At 68.2% G+C, this 16,095-nt stretch carries 15 protein-coding genes and 2 pseudogenes; 12 read left to right on the top strand and 5 right to left on the bottom strand.

What is annotated here, in order from left to right:
- Positions 1–17: 17 nt before the first annotated feature.
- The 3 genes from ACYVO6_RS44620 to ACYVO6_RS44610 are packed head-to-tail and all read right to left on the bottom strand — an operon-like array spanning position 18 to position 2,940.
- Complete coding sequence (locus tag ACYVO6_RS44620; RefSeq protein ID WP_461071890.1) at positions 18–1,742, bottom strand: CocE/NonD family hydrolase; 1,725 nt, start codon at positions 1,740–1,742, stop codon at positions 18–20.
- Between the two features lie 2 nt (positions 1,743–1,744).
- Positions 1,745–2,182, bottom strand: a complete 438-nt coding sequence (locus ACYVO6_RS44615; protein WP_461071888.1) for a GlcG/HbpS family heme-binding protein — start codon at positions 2,180–2,182, stop codon at positions 1,745–1,747.
- Positions 2,179–2,940: a GntR family transcriptional regulator gene (locus tag ACYVO6_RS44610; protein WP_461071886.1), complete on the bottom strand. Its 762-nt coding sequence runs from the start codon at positions 2,938–2,940 to the stop codon at positions 2,179–2,181. Before ACYVO6_RS44610 ends, ACYVO6_RS44615 begins: the two co-directional genes overlap by 4 nt.
- A 160-nt stretch (positions 2,941–3,100) precedes the next feature.
- Between ACYVO6_RS44610 and ACYVO6_RS44605 the strand changes: the two genes are divergently transcribed.
- On the top strand, positions 3,101–3,616 hold the full coding sequence (locus ACYVO6_RS44605) for a flavin reductase family protein (RefSeq protein WP_461071884.1): 516 nt from the start codon (positions 3,101–3,103) through the stop codon (positions 3,614–3,616).
- 345 nt (positions 3,617–3,961) lie between these two features.
- Positions 3,962–4,111, top strand: a pseudogene (locus tag ACYVO6_RS44600) (3,4-dihydroxy-2-butanone-4-phosphate synthase); the annotation flags it as partial.
- Between the two features lie 432 nt (positions 4,112–4,543).
- Here the strand turns inward: ACYVO6_RS44600 and ACYVO6_RS44595 are convergent.
- Positions 4,544–5,617, bottom strand: a complete 1,074-nt coding sequence (locus tag ACYVO6_RS44595) for an alkene reductase (RefSeq protein ID WP_461071882.1) — start codon at positions 5,615–5,617, stop codon at positions 4,544–4,546.
- 257 nt (positions 5,618–5,874) lie between these two features.
- On the opposite strand from ACYVO6_RS44595, the gene ACYVO6_RS44590 reads away from it, so the two are divergent.
- Positions 5,875–6,402 (top strand): MarR family winged helix-turn-helix transcriptional regulator, encoded by a 528-nt coding sequence (locus ACYVO6_RS44590; protein WP_461071880.1) that lies wholly within the window; start codon positions 5,875–5,877, stop codon positions 6,400–6,402.
- Positions 6,403–6,716: 314 nt separating this feature from the next.
- Here the strand turns inward: ACYVO6_RS44590 and ACYVO6_RS44585 are convergent, their stop codons facing one another.
- Positions 6,717–7,433 (bottom strand): FAD-dependent monooxygenase, encoded by a 717-nt coding sequence (locus ACYVO6_RS44585; protein ID WP_461071878.1) that lies wholly within the window; start codon positions 7,431–7,433, stop codon positions 6,717–6,719.
- Between the two features lie 145 nt (positions 7,434–7,578).
- On the opposite strand from ACYVO6_RS44585, the gene ACYVO6_RS44580 reads away from it, so the two are divergent.
- The 9 genes and pseudogenes from ACYVO6_RS44580 to ACYVO6_RS44540 all read left to right on the top strand — a co-directional run bounded on the left by ACYVO6_RS44580 (position 7,579) and on the right by ACYVO6_RS44540 (position 16,020).
- Positions 7,579–8,187: a TetR family transcriptional regulator gene (locus tag ACYVO6_RS44580; RefSeq protein ID WP_461071876.1), complete on the top strand. Its 609-nt coding sequence runs from the start codon at positions 7,579–7,581 to the stop codon at positions 8,185–8,187.
- 470 nt (positions 8,188–8,657) lie between these two features.
- Positions 8,658–9,125, top strand: a complete 468-nt coding sequence (locus ACYVO6_RS44575) for a VOC family protein (protein WP_461071874.1) — start codon at positions 8,658–8,660, stop codon at positions 9,123–9,125.
- Between the two features lie 17 nt (positions 9,126–9,142).
- Entirely contained in the window at positions 9,143–10,099 is a 957-nt protein-coding gene (locus ACYVO6_RS44570; protein WP_461071872.1) for a fumarylacetoacetate hydrolase family protein, read from the top strand.
- A complete protein-coding gene (locus tag ACYVO6_RS44565; protein WP_461071870.1) occupies positions 10,096–12,012 on the top strand; it encodes an acyl-CoA synthetase in 1,917 nt (638 codons plus the stop codon). The genes ACYVO6_RS44570 and ACYVO6_RS44565 overlap by 4 nt, the downstream gene beginning before the upstream one ends.
- Positions 12,013–12,041: 29 nt before the next feature.
- Positions 12,042–12,524, top strand: coding sequence for a PaaI family thioesterase (locus tag ACYVO6_RS44560; protein ID WP_461071868.1), 483 nt, complete (start codon positions 12,042–12,044; stop codon positions 12,522–12,524).
- Positions 12,525–12,738: 214 nt separating this feature from the next.
- Entirely contained in the window at positions 12,739–13,068 is a 330-nt protein-coding gene (locus tag ACYVO6_RS44555) for a hypothetical protein (RefSeq protein ID WP_461071866.1), read from the top strand.
- Positions 13,065–14,693: a sodium/solute symporter gene (locus ACYVO6_RS44550; RefSeq protein ID WP_461071864.1), complete on the top strand. Its 1,629-nt coding sequence runs from the start codon at positions 13,065–13,067 to the stop codon at positions 14,691–14,693. The genes ACYVO6_RS44555 and ACYVO6_RS44550 overlap by 4 nt, the downstream gene beginning before the upstream one ends.
- Positions 14,694–14,819: 126 nt before the next feature.
- A pseudogene (locus tag ACYVO6_RS44545) lies at positions 14,820–14,870 on the top strand (hypothetical protein); the annotation flags it as partial.
- Between the two features lie 253 nt (positions 14,871–15,123).
- Positions 15,124–16,020 carry an LLM class flavin-dependent oxidoreductase gene (locus tag ACYVO6_RS44540; RefSeq protein WP_461071862.1) on the top strand — a complete coding sequence of 299 codons (897 nt, stop codon included), beginning with the start codon at positions 15,124–15,126 and terminating at the stop codon, positions 16,018–16,020.
- The last annotated feature ends 75 nt before the right edge of the window (positions 16,021–16,095 follow it).

Below are 16,095 nucleotides of genomic sequence, written 5' to 3'. Positions count from 1 at the left end.
TTGGCGGAATTCTGGGGTCAGGAGATCGGTGCGGAAAGGGTGCCATCGGCGGACATGTAGGTACCGATGCGGTTGCCATTGGTGATGGGAAGCTTCAGTTCTGACGGGTGTTCGGCATCGTGCAGGATGCTGACCCAGGAGGGACTGCGCCTGAGCAGATGGCCCTGACCGACCACATCGACGAACCTTTCAGGATGTTCCAGGTCGGAGGAGCTGACCTGAAGCTGGATACGCTGGCCGGGACTGAACACATAGGCGGTCGGGGACAGCGAGATCTCGTATCGGTGCACCGCGTCAGGTGTCACGGATTTGGGGTTGGTGTAGGGGTGCTCGGGAAGCCAGGGTTCGGATCGAGCCTCGTCCACCTCGCGCAGAGTTCCGCGGAGCCAGCCACGGGTGATCAGGTGGCGGCTGCCGTCGACATCGACCACCCACAACGAGAGGAACAGCAGCAACTCGTCGTCGGTGGTGGCCGCGTACACCGTCGCGGTCGCCGGCCCGACCACTTCGGTGCGTTCGACCAGCGGGGGCGTGGTGAAGGTGACGGCGTCACGGCCGTTGTAAATGTTGTCCTCGTAGCCGGACGCGCCTTCGAAGGGCCAGTGCTCGTGTTCCGACAGCAGCCCTTCGCGGTGAAGGTAGAAGCTGTGCCACGCGGTCTGCGGCAGCGGCCACTCGTGGGCGTCGAGCCAGGAGCCCTTGCCGTCGTCGCCCTGCAGGAACAGCTGCACGGGTGGCTCGTCGAGGTAACCGGTGTCGTTGCCCTTGAGCCAGTGGTCGAACCAGCGCAGTGACTGCTCCGCGTACTGGTAGACCGGTCGGTTGAGGTAGATCGGCGGCCCGACGATCAGCTTCTTGGGCGCGTCGATCTGCTTCCACGCCCGGAACTCGCCGGGCAGGTGCAATCCGTACATGCCCCAGCAGGCGCCCAGCACGATGGGCACACGGATGGCCGTGAGGTCGGGGTTGCGTTCGTGCCAGTAGGGGCCGTCCACCGAGTTCATCAGCACGTCGACGATCAACGGGTGCGCGTTCACGTCCGGCGCGGCGAGCGCGGCCGCGAGCTCGGACACCGCTGTGATGTCCGGGTCGGCGCGCAACTGCTCCAACCGGCGGGCGTACTCCTCCTCGCCGAGCGCCTTCTTGCTCCATCCGTCGACCTCGACGTTGGCCAGCTGCTTGGTCCACGACGTGACGAAGTTCCGGGCGAGGATGCCCCCGTGGTAGAACTTGTCGCGATAGAAATCGGTGTACCCGAACGGCGCGAACACGGCCTTGAGCGGTTCCGGATTGCGGGCCGCGACCTGCTTCGCCGCTACGGCGAAGTAGGACACGCCGAACATCCCGACACCGCCCGTGCACCACGGCTGGGCCGCCATCCACTCGATGACGGCGACGATGTCGTCGACATCGCGCGGTCCGTAGTGGGAGTAGCGGCCGCCAGAGGCGCCGGTCCCGCGCGCGTTGACAATCACATGAACGTAACCGCGCCGTGCGTAGAAGTAGGGATCGCCGGCCTCGGCCTGAGCGTTCGCCAGGTTCATCGCGCGAGGGCGCGAGTGCGCGGTCTGCATGGCGGCGTCGTAGGCGTGCACCCCGAGCAGGCCAGGGAACTGGCCGTCGGAGTCCGGCCGGTACACCTGCGCGTCGAGCTCGACGCCGTCGTCCATCACGATGCGCACATGTCGCTCGACCAGCACGTCGTACTGTCGTGGCGAGGTTCGCCAGTTGACGCCGAACATCTCTACAGCTCCCCGAGGGCATCAAGCGCGGCTTGGGCCACGGCCGCATCCTGAGCGCTGGCGCCGCCGCTCACCCCGATCGCACCGATCACGCGACCGCCGCCGGTGATGGGAAGACCGCCGGCGACCGAGCTGAACCTGGGCACTGTCGGCATGGACACCAGCGCCCCCGGGTCCGAACTGATGAAGGCGTGCACCTGCTCGGTGGGAGCACCGGCATTGGCGGCCGTCCAGGCCTTGTCGGATGCCACCTTCATGGGCAGCAGGCCGGCGCCGTCCGTGCGCGCGATCGCGATCGGCTCACCGGCGACATCGCTGACGACGATGGCCGCCGGCATACCGGCCTCGCGTGCGCTCCCGACAGCAGCCTCGAGCAGTCGGCGAGCCGTCTCGTAGCTCACCGTCGACCGCTCGTAGGTGGTCGGTTCCGAATCACTCATCTCGTTCCTTCCTCACTGTGACAGGCTTGGTGCAGCGCGGCACGGAGCAGGCGTGGGTCGTGCAGCGGATCCATCAGCGCCATCATCGACAGCGCTGTGGCAGCCAGGTGTCGGGCCAACTCCGCACCGGCGGCAACGGCGTCCCCTCGGGACACCGCTTGCAGGATTCTGGTGTCGTGCCCTATGACCACGTCCCAGGCGCTCGGTGACTGGGTCATGTAGACGCGGCGATACCGGCTCGCATGATCGGCCAACTGATTGATCTGCCGCAGCAACCGGCCACTTGTGTCCGAGTAGAGGACCGCGTGGAACCGCTCGTGCGGAGCCTTGAACCGGTCGTAGTCGCGCTGCTCGGCGCTTTGTCGCATCTCCTCGAGCACCGTGGCCATCTCGTCCAGTTCGCTCGCTGTCAGAGACGGCACACGCACGGTCAGCGCCAGCGGCTCCAGCACCAGCCGTGAGGCGTAAAGCTCCTCCAGGTCCTCCATGGAGAAGTCGGCAACCTGGACGCGGCGGTTGTGTCGCGAGACCACGAGCCCTTCCCGCTCCAACAACCGGCACGCCTCGCGGATCGGGGAGCGGGACACCCCTAGGTCGCGGGACAGATCAGCCTGGGACACGACCGCTCCCGGCGGGAGTTCACCGTGCAGGATCCGGTTGCGCAGCAGTTCGTGAACCGCGTCGAGGGTGACAGTTCCCTGGCCCGACTCGCTCCCGGCTTCCGCTGCTGTGAGCGAGTCTGCTGATCGTTCGACCATCGGCATAACCCCTGCGTGTACTCGGTCCGTGTGGCGACACTCGGCATTCTGTCGACAGATTCACCTAGCGTCAAGATGATTCGGTGCGGAGTTGGCCTTGTGAACACCTAGTTAAGGGTCCATTCTGTAGACAGAATCGACCAGTACTCAAGGAGGCGTCATGGTCGAACCCGACCTGTTTCGTGCTGCCATGTCTCAGGTTGCGACCCCGGTCGTCGTGGTGACGGCGATCTCGGAGGAGCGGCCGCACGGCACTACCGTCGGCGCGTTCACTTCCCTGTCTCTTGATCCACCGATGATCTCCGTCGCCCTGGACCGGCAGTCGGAGCTGCTGGCCAAACTGCGGGGCGCCGAGCGCTTCGGTGTCAACGTGCTGGCCAGTGACCAGAAGGTGCTCGCGGCCAACTTCAGTAAGAAGAGTCCCGACAAGTTCGCGTCTGTGGATTGGCGTTCCGACGCGGGACTGCCGCGGCTGCCCGGCGTTGCCGTCTGGTTGGCATGCCGGACAAGCGGACTTCTCGACGGTGGCGACCACGTGGTCGTGCTGGGAACCGTCGAACACGCCGAGATAGACCAGCGCTCACCGCTGGTCTACCACGACCACGTCTTCTCGACCGTCGGGGCCATCGCGGATGACGTTGTCGCCAGCCGCGCTCGCAGGGTGGCCGAAGCGTGATCACTACGAAGAAACATGATGTGGCGCTGCAGTCCACTCCTCGTGCCGGCGGGGACGACAGGGTTTGGCACGCCATCGCTGCGGTAGCGGCCGGACGTCCGTCATGGTCGTCGACGACAGCCGCGCCCAGGGCAGCGTGACCTTCGCCGCGAGCCTTGCGAAACCGCGGCTTGTCGCGTTCGCAGTCCGGTACACCGCCGACTATGGCCACCAGCCTGAGCCGCTGAAACCCAATTAGGCACTCACCGGGTCACGGTCGATCGGCTGGGCGCCGGACCGGGATATCCGGTGGAGACCGCGCGCACCGTCGCGACCCTCGCCCCGCCGTAGTCGAGCGCCGCGGACTTATCCCGCCCGGGCCACGTCGTGCCGGTGGAGGCGGGAGCCGGCGGGGTGTTGCGCAGGCCTTGGATAGCCGAGGCAGCGGTGGAGCCCGTGCGCCAGGCGGGGCTCCCGGCGGTGGGCGCCTTCTGCGAACTCGTGCCGGAGGAATGAGCGGTCGAGTCGGCCCGCGGCAGAGAACCTGCCCGCTTCCCCACCAAGCGTGAACTCGCACTCGTCTCGATCGCCGCCCTGATGATTGGTCGGGGAGTGCTGGGTGTGGATGTACACCGGCTGCACGCTGCCGCCTCCGAAGGCGTTGGCCGTTGCGACACGCCGTATGCGACACCGGCCTGATCCGACCAGTCGTGAGAACGACATCCTCTGAGCCCAGCCCGCTGCGCAGAAGGGCGACACCGGAATCGGCGTCGCCCTTCTTTGCGTCGCGCACCGAAATCCGATCTTCGTCGTGGCGCTCGACTCCTCGTACTCGCTCAGGCTGTCGATCCATGAACTGTTCGGACAGGAAAATATGCGCGCCTGCACGTGTGCCCCCGGCCGGATCAACCGGGCCGGGGGCACACGTGCAGGCCTGACGGCCGAGGATCAGCCGTGGGTCGGGTAGTCGGTGTAACCGGTGTGGTCACCGCCGTAGAAGGTTGCCGGGTCCGGGCTGTTGAACGGGCCGCCGACGGCGAGACGCTTGGGCAGGTCGGGGTTGGCCAGGAACAGGGCGCCGTAGGAGATCAGGTCGGCGGTGCCGTCCTCGAGCAGCTGCAGCTCCTCCGGGCCCGTGGGCCGCGGGGCGGTGAAGGGGTTGAGGATGTAAGTGCCCGGGAACTGCTTGCGCAGGCGGAGGGTCAGGTCGCGGGACTCGGGGGCCTCCATCTGGTGCAGGTAGGCCAGGCCGAGCGGGGCGAGCGCGTCGACCAGCGCGGTGTAGGTCGCCTCCACGTCGACTCGGTCAGACTCATCGATGTCGTTGAAGGGGTTTCCGGGGGAGAGACGGAAGCCGACCTTGTCCGCGCCGATGGCCTCGACGACGGCCTTGGTGGCCTCGACGGCGAAGCGGATGCGGGCCTGCGGCGAACCGCCCCAGCCGTCGGTGCGCTGGTTGGAGTTCGGGGCGAGGAACTGGTGGATCAGGTAGCCGTTGGCACCGTGCAGCTCCACGCCGTCGAAGCCGGCCTCGATCGCGTTGCGCGCGGAGGAGGCATAGTCGGCGATCGTCTCGAGGATCTCGGCCTCGGTGAGTTCCTTCGGCTCCACGAAGTCCTGCGGGCCGCTCTGCGTGTAGACCTGCCCCTTGGCTGTGACGGCGGACGGACCGACGGGCTGAAGGCCCATCAGGCTCGGGTGACCGACCCGGCCGGTGTGCATCAGCTGCAGGTAGATCACACCGCCCTCGGCGTGCACGGCGTCAGTCACCTTGCGCCAGGCCTCGACCTGCTCGTCCGAGTGAATGCCCGGGGTGGCGGGGTAGCCCTGGCCGACCACCGACGGCTGGGTGCCCTCCGTGATGATCAGACCGGCGCTCGCCCGCTGCGCGTAGTAGGTGGCCGACAGGTCGGTCACGCACTGCCCGTCATCGTAGGCGCGACTGCGGGTCATCGGAGCCATCACGATGCGGTTGGCCAGCTGCTTGCCACTGAGGTCGTAGGACTGGAATGCCGTTGACATGAATCATTTTCCTTGTCTCACAGGCGGGCCGACGGTTCCCGCAGCCCATGACGTACCAGCGCCGATCGCGCCATTTACTGTCTGAACAAGTAAATCGCACAGGGCCATCCCCTCGCACCAGTGATCCACGTCACCTCGACCGTTTTCGCACAGCAAGGTAGGGCGAAAGCAGGGCTCTTGCTGCAGCTGTTGAGACCCAGCAGGGCGGTAGCGTCTACTTGTTCAAGCAAGTTCCCACACCGCCCAGCGAGGAAGAAATGACCCAGCCGGAGAGAGCGGACGCAAGTCGCTCGACCGCAGCCCGGACGACGCCGTCCGCGGACGGCCCCTTGCCGCTGCCACCTTCCGTCGCGGCCGGTCCCCTCAGTCACGCGATCCTCCGCGTGGCCCGCGTGCACCGGATGCTCGCCGGGCAGCTACTGCGCCGCGTCGGCCTCCACCCCGGCCAGGAACTGGTCATGATGCAGCTGTGGGACCGCGGCCCGCAGCGCCAGACCGACCTCGTCCGCCTGCTCGGCTCCGACGCCGCCACCATGACCCGCACCGTTCAACGCCTGGAGAACGCGGGCTTCGTACGCCGCCGCCCCTCCCCCAGCGACAAGCGGGCCACCATCGTCGAACCCACGGCCGCCAGCAACGCCCTGCGGCAAGAGGTGGAGCGCGCGTGGCTCGATCTCGAGGCCAGCACCGTCAACGACCTGACCCCCAAGGAACAGGCCGAGGCTCTCGAGGCCCTGGGCCGGATCGAGGACAACCTCACGCGGGCCGCAGCACAACTCGACTGAGGGACCGCACGACGGATCCGGAGCCGCCATGCGGATCGGGGCTCAGCCCGCCGCCTCGGTCCAGAACCTCGGGCACTGCCGGGGCAGGAAGAGGGCCAGGATCAGTCCGACGACCACGGCGGCTTTGGCGGTCACGGCGTGGAGTCGGAGGGGGCAGACGACGGTGCTGCGGCCCCAGGCCACTATCGGCCCCGCCCCACGCCTGACCAGCAGGAGAGGCCTCCGGCTTCGACGTCCAGGACAATGCCAGGGCGCCTTTGCGGCCAAGTAGCGCTGCGATCGGCCAACTATCGCTGCGAGCACAAGAGCCGGGGTTACCCGCCCATGGCGGCGACCTTCCGCAGACCCAACTCCCTGACGACGAGCCGACGCAGACCAGTGCGGTCGAGCCCGATGTCCAGCCCACGGCGGGCCGTACTGCCGGCACCGTCGCACCCGGCGAGATACGAGGCACGCTCGCGCCGGGGCTCGCCCGTCTCTGTGCACTGGATGACGGCGTCCACTCCCGTGTCGTCCTGCATGAACGACTCAAGACCCCACCCGTACCGGACATTGACGTGTCGGGCATGGGTCTCCAGGTGCTCCTTGAGTGCCGGTTCGAGGAGGATCTGGGAGACCCGCATCGTCGCTTCGAGCGGGAGTGTCCCGTCGTTGCGAGAGCGGATCTGCGCGAACTGCTCGTCCACGGACGGGTAGGTGAAGCGGTGCAGCTCCCAGCCCGTCAGCTTCGTCACCCAGCTGACGGCCATCCGGTGATCGGCGGGAACGGCGACCTTCCGCAGGAGACCGGCCACTCCCAGCCGACGGAACAGCTCCATCGTGCGCGCGTTGGTGATGTCCATCTTCGGGTGCCGGGTCGTCGTGGGATTGCGTTCGATCAGGAGCGCCTCCACGCCGTGGTGCTCGAGTTCGAGGGCCAGGGCGAGACCGACCGGTCCGCCTCCGGCGATGAGCACGGGAACGCGCCCGACCGGCTCGTCAGAGGGGTTCTGCCTGGGGGTTTCCGCCATGTGCGCGGCTCTGCGAGTCATGGTGGCGCCGCCTCGCTCTGCGCTTGACCGCAGAGTGAACACTCATGTTCAATCCGAGTCAAGAGTGTTAACTGCAAGGCACTCATGATCAAAGAGATCACGTGTGTGCGATCCACGCACTGCCACGACAGGGAGGCCACGACCTGTGAGCGCGACCGAGAAGAGGATCACGGCAGCGGCCATCCGGTTGTTCGCCGAGCGGGACAAGCCCGACCTCACGATGAGCGAGCTGGCATCCGAGGCACAGGTCGCGCGCGGCACGCTCTACCAGAAGGTCGACTCGATCGAGCAACTGTTCACGACCGTGGTCGAGAACATGACCCGCGAGCTGCACGCCAAGGTCGCCGCGGTCGTCGCCGGCACCGCGAACACCGACCCGGCGGCCCGACTCGCCACCGGGTTGCGGCTGTTCGTCCGGCTCTCCCACGAGGATCCGGCGATCGGCAGGTTCCTGGTCCGCTACGCCCTCACCGACGAACATCTGCGGACGCTGCTGAGCGGCCCGCCCATGAAGGACCTCGCCGAGGGCATCGCCTCGGGGCGCTACGACATCACGGAGACGAAGGTACTGAGTGTGGCCGGATTCATCAGCGGTACGACGGTCAGCGCGATGTGGATGGTCCTCGACGGCCACCAGGGCTGGCGCGAAGCCGGCAGCACGGCCGCCGAGTTGATCCTGCGAGCCCTCGGCATCGCACCGGACGAGGCGCAGCGCCTCGCCGCCATGGATCTGCCCGCTCCGCCGGAAGGCTGAGCCACACCCGACAAGCACAGAGACGAGGAGGCTCGCCGTGCGTCAGACGACTCCGCAGCCTGCGCGCCATCCCAACCCCACCGCCAAAGCGATCAAGCTCGCGCATCTGATCTTCCACCGGCCCGCCCTGGACCGGGCGGAGACCTTCCTCCGCGACTTCGGTCTCACCGTCGTGGAGCGCGGCCGGGAACGGATCCTGACCCCTGCCGCGGACGAGTCACCGTACTGCTACCGGGTCCACCGGGCCCGCGAGGAGCGCTTCGTCGGGCTCGGTCACCTCGTCGGCGGCCGCGCCGAGCTGGAAGCGCTCAGCAAGCTCCTAGGGGCGTCACCCATCAGTGAGGTGACGCTGCCCTGCGGCGGCGAGCAGGTGGTGCTCACGGACCCCTCGGGATTCACCGTCGAGGCGGTGTGGAACCAGGCGAATGTCGAGCCGCTCCCGGACCGTGCGCCGATGACGTTGAACGTCGGTGGGCAGCGACCGCGTCAACGCCGGTCAGCGGCCCGCGATGGAACCGCCGCGCATCATCGAACTCGGCCATGTCGTGCTCGACTTCGCCGACTACCAGAAGACGGTGGGCTGGTACACCGAGCACTTCGGGCTGATCCCCAGCGATGCGCAGCTCCTGCCGGACGGCTCCCCCCTTGTCGCCTTCATGCGGCTGGACCTCGGCGACACCCCGGCCGACCACCACAGCATCGCCGCGGCCCAGGGCCTGTGGCCCGAGTACAACCACAGCGCCTACGAGGTCACCGACGCCGATGCCGTGGGCGACTTCGTCCAGTGGGGCCCGCAGTTCCCGGTCTCCATGGTCAGGCCCAAGGCCAGCCTCAGGACGGCGCGCGTGGCCTGGCACCACCTGCGCCACACCCCCGACGTGTCGGTCGGCAAGCTCCGGTCGATGGCACGCCTGATCTCCGCATCCCGTACCCGATGAACTGAGAGTGGGAAGACATGGCAACCACCGTGGTGCGCTACGCCGCCGACGGCCCAGCGCGCTGGGGTGTCCTCCGCGGCGACAAGATCACCCCGGTTCCCGGCGAGTTCGGGACGACGGGCGAGCTCGTCGAGGGCACGACCACCGGCGAACTGGCCGCGCTGGACGGCGAGATGGTCGACGTCAACGACGTCCAGCTGCTGTCGCCGGTGACCCGCAACCAGCAGTTCGTCTGCCAGGGCGCCAACTACCGGCAGCACATGGTCGAGTCGGGCATGAACCACGACGACAAGACCTTCAACATGATCTTCACCAAGGCACGCAGCAGCATCGCGCCGGCGGACACCTACATCATCCGGCCCGCGCACGTCAGGCTGCTGGACTACGAGATCGAGCTCGGCCTGGTGCTGCGCCGGGCCGTCACCTCGCCCCAGCGGGTCACCGAGGCCAACCTGCACGAGTTCGTCGCGGGCGTGGTGATCGTCAACGACTACTCGGCGCGCGATGTGCAGCTGCCCCAGACGCAGTTCTACAAGGGCAAGAGCTTCCGCACCTTCGGCCCGGTCGGGCCCTACCTCGTGCTACTCGACCCCGACGAGATCGGTGTGCTCGGCGATCTGCGGCTCCGGCTCAGCGTCAACGGCGTCGTGCGCCAGCGGGAAACCACCGCCAACCTGGTGTTCAAGCCGGCCGAGACGCTCACCGAGCTCTCCGCAGTGCAGGACTTCGCCGCGGGCGATCTGCTGGCGGCCGGCACCCCGGCCGGGTGCGCGCTGAAAGTCCCGAGTCCCGAGGTAGTCAAGTTGCTCGGCCTGCTGCCGGCGGCAAAACGATGGGAGCTGGTCGGAAAATCGCAGGCCAGTCGGCCGTATCTGCAACCCGGCGACGTCGTCGAGGCGAGCATCACCAGCCGGGACAGCCCTGTCGACCTCGGTGTGCAGCGCAATCGCGTCGTAGACGGAGTCCTCTCGTGACCGCGCAGCCGCAGGGCGTGGCAACCCTGGCCGACGTGGAGGCGATCGAGGCGCGGGGCTGGCCGCAGGACGTGCCGGTCAGCACGTACGAGGCGATCCAGCGCACCGCCGACCGGACCCCCTCGGCGCCCGCCCTCAGTTTCTTCCTCACCGCCGACCGGCACCGGACGCCCGAGACCTGGACGTATCAACAACTGCTCGGTGAGATCAACCGCGCCGCCAACGCCTTCCACTCCCTCGGCGCCGACGAGAAAACCGTCATCGCCTACATCCTGCCCAACCTCCCCGAGACGCACTTCGTCATCTGGGGCGGCCAGGCGGCCGGCATCGTGTTCTCCGTCAACCCGTTCCTGGAGTCCGAGGCCATCGCCGACCTGCTCCGGGCGGCGGGCGCCGCGATCGTGGTCACGCTGGCGCCGTTCCCGGGAACCGACACCTGGGAGAAGGTCGCCCGGGCCGTCGAGAGCGTCGATTCCGTGCGGCATGTCGTCCTGATCGACCTGGCCGAGCACGCACCCGGACCGGTGTCGGCTTCGTCGACGGACGCCCGGCCGGTGCTGTCCGGTATCGCCGTACACGATTTCGCGGCCCTGCGGGCGGGGCAACCGAAGGATCACCTGGTCAGCGGCCGGGTCATCGCCCCGGACGACTTCTCGTCGTACTTCGGCACCGGCGGGACCACCGGCCTGCCCAAGATCGCGATGCGCACCCACCGCAACGAGGTCTCCGACGCCCTCAGCACGTCGTACCTGCTCTCCGGCCTCGTCGGCGAAGGCAAGAACATCTTCTGCGGCCTGCCGATGTTCCATGTCAACGCCGTCCTCATGACCGGTCTCGTCCCCTTCTCGCAGGGCGCGCACGTCGTCCTCGGAACGCCACAGGGCTACCGGGCCGACGGGCTCTTCGCGGCCTTCTGGGACATCGTCCAGCACCACCGCATCCACTTCTTCTCCGGCGTCCCGACCATCTATGCCGCCCTGTTGGAGCACCCCACGGACGGGTACGACCTCAGCTCTCTGGAGTACGGCATCTGCGGAGCGGCCCCGCTCCCCGTGGAGTTGATGCGCCGGTTCGAGAGTTCCACGGGCGTGAAGATCCTCGAGGGTTACGGACTGACCGAGGGGACCTGTGTGTCCTCGGTCAACCCCCCGCTCGGGGAACGGCGGACGGGCTCGATCGGTCTGCGGATCCCGTTTCAGAGGATGAAGGCGGTCGTGCTCGACGACGCCGGTGCGTATGTGCGCGACTGCGCGGCCGAGGAGACCGGGGCGCTGGTGATCAGCGGGCCCAACGTGTTCGCCGGGTACCGCGTGGCCGCGCAGAACGCGAACCTGTGGGTCGACACGGGCGACGGTGACCGGTGGCTCAACACGGGCGACCTCGGACGCCAGGACGCCGACGGCTACTTCTGGCTGACCGGGCGGAAGAAGGAACTCATCATCCGCGGCGGACACAACATCGACCCCTCGGTGATCGAGACACCGCTGTACGCCCACCCGGACGTGCAGTACGCGGCGGCCGTCGGCCGGCCGGATCCGCGGGTGGGCGAACTGCCGGTGGTCTACGTCCAGCTCAAGGACGGCGCCACCGCGGACGAGAAGGACCTGCTGGCCTATCTGGACGAGCGCATCGCGGAGCGCGCCGCCCGGCCCAAGGCCCTGCACATCATCGACAGCATGCCGATGACCGCGGTCGGCAAGCTGTTCAAGCCCGCCCTCGGCCGCCGCGAGACCGAGGCGGCACTCACCGCCGCACTGCGCGACGCGGGGTTCGCGGACGCCGTCGTACGCAGGCACCCGGATCCGGACCTGCCGCAGAACGTGATCGCGACCCTGCCCGCCGGTGCCGACGTCGACGCCGCGGCCAAGGTGCTCGGGGCCTTCGCCTTCCCGTTCACCATCACGACCGACTGACCAGCACACGATGGGAGCCCCAGCACATCATGGGCGATCACCGCGCCATCCGCTTCCCCGCCGAGATCCTCAAGGAGTGGGCCGAGTCGGGCGTCGACCTCCCCTCCCTCTTCGCCACCCCCCACCTCGGCACCCGCATGGGCATCCAGCTCACCGAAGCCTCCCCCGAACGCGTCGTCGGCACGATGCCCGTCGAAGGCAACACCCAGGTATACGGCCTCCTCCATGGCGGCGCCTCCGCCGTCCTCGCCGAGTCCCTCGGCGGCTGCGGGGCCATACTCCACGCCGGCCCCGGCCGGTTCGCCGTCGGCATCGATCTCAACGCCACCCACCACCGCTCCGCCCGCTCCGGCCTCGTCACCGGCGTCGCCACCGCCCTGCACCGGGGACGCAGCAGCGCCACCTACGACATCGCCATCACCGACGAGGACAACCGCCGGATCTGCTCGGCACGGCTGACCTGCACAGTCCGGGGGTCTGTACCCAACGGGCCCGAGGAATCGGCGGGTTGACGGACGCCACAGGGTTGTCACATACGCATCACAGGCAGTTGACAGGTCATCAATCATCCCCGATCCTCGTGACCACAACAGGCTGGGCCATTCGTGCCCGGCCTCTTCTCCGCATCGCCGCGTTCCACCCTGTGGTGGACGCCGCCTATGCACGCGTCGCCCAGTCCCCTGCCGGCCGCGGCGCGGTCATCCACCCTCACCGCCCGGAGGTTCCGTGCACCCTCACTTTTCCCCGACTCCACCCGGTCGCCCACCGGCGCCGACCCCTTCAGCCGATGCGCTCCAACGCCAACGCGCCGAAGCCCTGAGCGAAACCACGCATCGCGCCCAGCGCGCCTTCGTCGTCGTCAACGCCGTCCCCTTCACGACCGGCATCGCGCTCTCCTGCTTCACGGACGTCCCCGCGGTCTCCGTGCACGGGCCGCTGACCCTGGGCCTGGTGTGGGGCGTCCTGCAGTGCGGCCTGTTCGTCGCCAGCGCCTGGTTGTACGAGACGCGGTCCACGCGGTCGGGCGATCCCCTTGAGGAGTCACTGGCGCGATGACCCTGCACCTCTTGAGCTCAGGCGTCCTCGATCCCATCGGATCGGATGCCAGACGCCCCGTGATCCTCGCCTTCCTGATCTTCATCGGCGTGTCTCTGCTGTGGCTCTTCACCCTCGCCGCAGCGGAGGAGGACCACCCGGAGAGGCTCTACCTGGCCGACCGGTCCCTCTCCCCGGTCCTCAACGGGTTCGCCATGGCGGGCGAGCAGATCTCGGTCCTCACCCTATTGGCGGCTTCCGGGGTGGTCGCCCTGTTCGGCTACGACGGGTTCACCTTCGCCATCGACAGTCTCATCACGCTGGGCGTCCTTCTGGTCCTGGCGCAGAAGATACGCAACAGCGGCCGTTACACGCTCGGCGGTCTGTTCTCCCTGCGTGCTTCGGGGCCGGGGCCACGCATCGCCGCGGCCCTGGTGACGCTGGCCGTCACCGTTCCCATCGTGATGCTCCAGCTCCGCGCCGCCGGCATCAGCGCGGCCCTTCTGATCGGCATATCGACCGAGGGGGCCCAGATCATCTGCACTGTCCTGGTGGGCTGTCTCGTCGCGTGCTTCGCCGCGGTGGCGGGCCTGAAGGGCACCAGCCTCATGCATGCCCTCAAGGTGCCGCTCACCCTGGTGACCCTCGCGGTGGTCACGGTGCTGGCCCTCAGGAAGTTCTCGTGGGACCCCGGGGACCTCCTCTCGGCCGCCGTCGCGAAGAGCGTGGCACCGGACGACTACCTGAGCCCCGGCATGTGGCCGTACACGGCGAGCCTCGGATCGCTCAACACCTTTGGCAACCACATCGTCGTCATCCTCGGTACGGCCGTGATGCCCCATCTGATCCTGCGCGTCAGCGCCTCCCGGACCGGCCGCTCGGCGCGGCGGTCCATGAGCATCGCCACGGGACTGGTCGGGATCTTCGTCCTCCTCGTGGTCATGACGGGTTTCGCGGCAGCGGCCGTGGTGGGCGGTGCCCAGATCGGTGCCTTCGACGTCACGGGCCAGTCGTCCCCGATCCTGCTGGCCTCGGGCGTCCTGGGTGACGGTTCGGCGCGCGTCGCGCTCATCACCCTGATGGCCTGTGTCGTGTTCGCCGCCGTCCTCACGACGGTGACCAGCGTGACCTTCGCCGCCGCGGTCTCCTTCGCGCACGACGTGTTCGCGCGCGGCAGGCGGCCTCGTACCGACAGCGGAGAAGTGCGGGCACTGCGCGTGGCGGCCGTCCTGGTGTGCACCGTGGGCCTGTCGCTGACCGCCGCCACGCACCACTATCCGGCCGAGTTCCTCGCCACCTTCTCGATGAGCGTCGCGGCATCGTGCATCTTCCCCGCGCTGATCTACTCCTTCTTCTGGCACAGGTTCAATCGCACCGGCCTGCTGTGGTCGGTCTACGGCGGACTGCTGCTCAGCGTGGCCCTGACGATCCTCTCGCCCACCGTCTCGGGCAGTGAGTTCGCGCTGTGGCCGGACGCGAGCTTCGATCTGTATCCGTTCCAGACCCCTGGCCTGGTCTCGGTGCCCGTGGCGTTCCTGCTCGGATGGCTCGGCAGCATCGCCTCGCCGGAGCGCTCGCCGTCCGATTTCCGGCAGGTCGAGGACCAGCTTCTGACAGGTCGGGAAGTCGGGCCGAAGGCCGACTGAACGCCAAAGGGGACGCCGTCCTCCCCCGGACGGCGTCCCCTTTGGCGTTCTCGGTCAGTCCCCGGTGAACTCCGGGGTGCGCTTGTCGACGAAGGGCACGTCTCCCTGTACATCGGCTCCCCCTCCATGGGCTGGGCCGAGGACTTCCCGCCCGGGCTGATCAAGACGATCGGCATCCTGGAGGTTCTCGCCGCACTCGGGCTGATCCTGCCCGCGGCGGTGGACATCGCTCCGGACCTCGTTCACCCGGATGGACACACCCACCGTGGAGGTCGACCTGTGGTCGATGAGCATGGTGGGGACGCTCAGTCGCTCGTCACGCTTCCTGTCGCCCCACACAGGTACCCCTTCCCAAAAGTTGTCACATCAACTAATGTCTCTCTCGGGTTCAGAGCCAGTCCACGGCCTGGGCCGGAGGGAGCGCAGAGACATGACCACGCAGCGGCACGAGTTGCTCTTCGGAAGCTTCATCACGCCGAGTGCCGATCAGGCCGAACAGGTCGTGGCACTCACCCGGCTCTCCGAGCGGGCCGGGCTCGACATCGCCACGTTCCAGGACCACCCCTACCAGCCTCGGCTGCTCGACTCCTGGACATTGATCTCGTACCTCGCCGCGGCGACGAGCCGTATCAAGCTGGCGCCCAACGTGATGAACCTGCCGATGCGCCAGCCCGTGGTGATCGCCCGCAGTGCCGCGACACTGGACCTGCTCAGCGGCGGGCGCGTCGAACTGGCCTTGGGAGCGGGCGCATTCTGGGACGCCATCGAAGCGATCGGCGGCCGGCGGCTGGCACCCGGCGAGTCCGTCGACGCCCTCGAAGAGGCCATCACGATCATCCGTGAGATCTGGGACACCGAAACGCGTGGCGGAGTGCGCATGGACGGCACCCACTACCACGTCGCGGGCGCCAAGCGAGGCCCCGCACCCGCCCACGACATCGGCATCTGGGTCGGCGCGTACCGGCCACGGCTCCTCCGGCTGGTCGGCCGCATCGCTGACGGATGGCTGCCCAGCCTCAGCGCCTTCGAAGGCGGGCTCGCCGGCCTCGCCCGCGCCGGCCGTCACGTCGACGAAGGCGCCGAAGCGGCGGGGCGTGACCCCGCGTCCGTGCGCCGACTGCTCAACATCGGCACCCCTTCCCCATCCGGCGGCTCCGGAGCCCTCAGCGGGCCGCTCACGCAGTGGGCCGAACAGCTCGCCGAGGTCACCCTCGAACACGGCGTCTCCGGCTACATCCTGGGCGGCGACGACCCCACCGCGATCCAGCAGTTCGGCGAAGAAGTGGCCCCCACAGTACGGGAGCTGGTCAGAAAGGCCACTGCCTGACCAGCCCGTCCCCGACGCAGGCGCGCCTTGATCCGCGCCGCGGGGAAACCCTGCCCATCCCCCACTGGGGATGCC

The sequence above is a fragment of the Streptomyces pseudoechinosporeus genome, from assembly GCF_054783935.1.
This window is presented reverse-complemented; position numbering and strand designations above follow the sequence as displayed.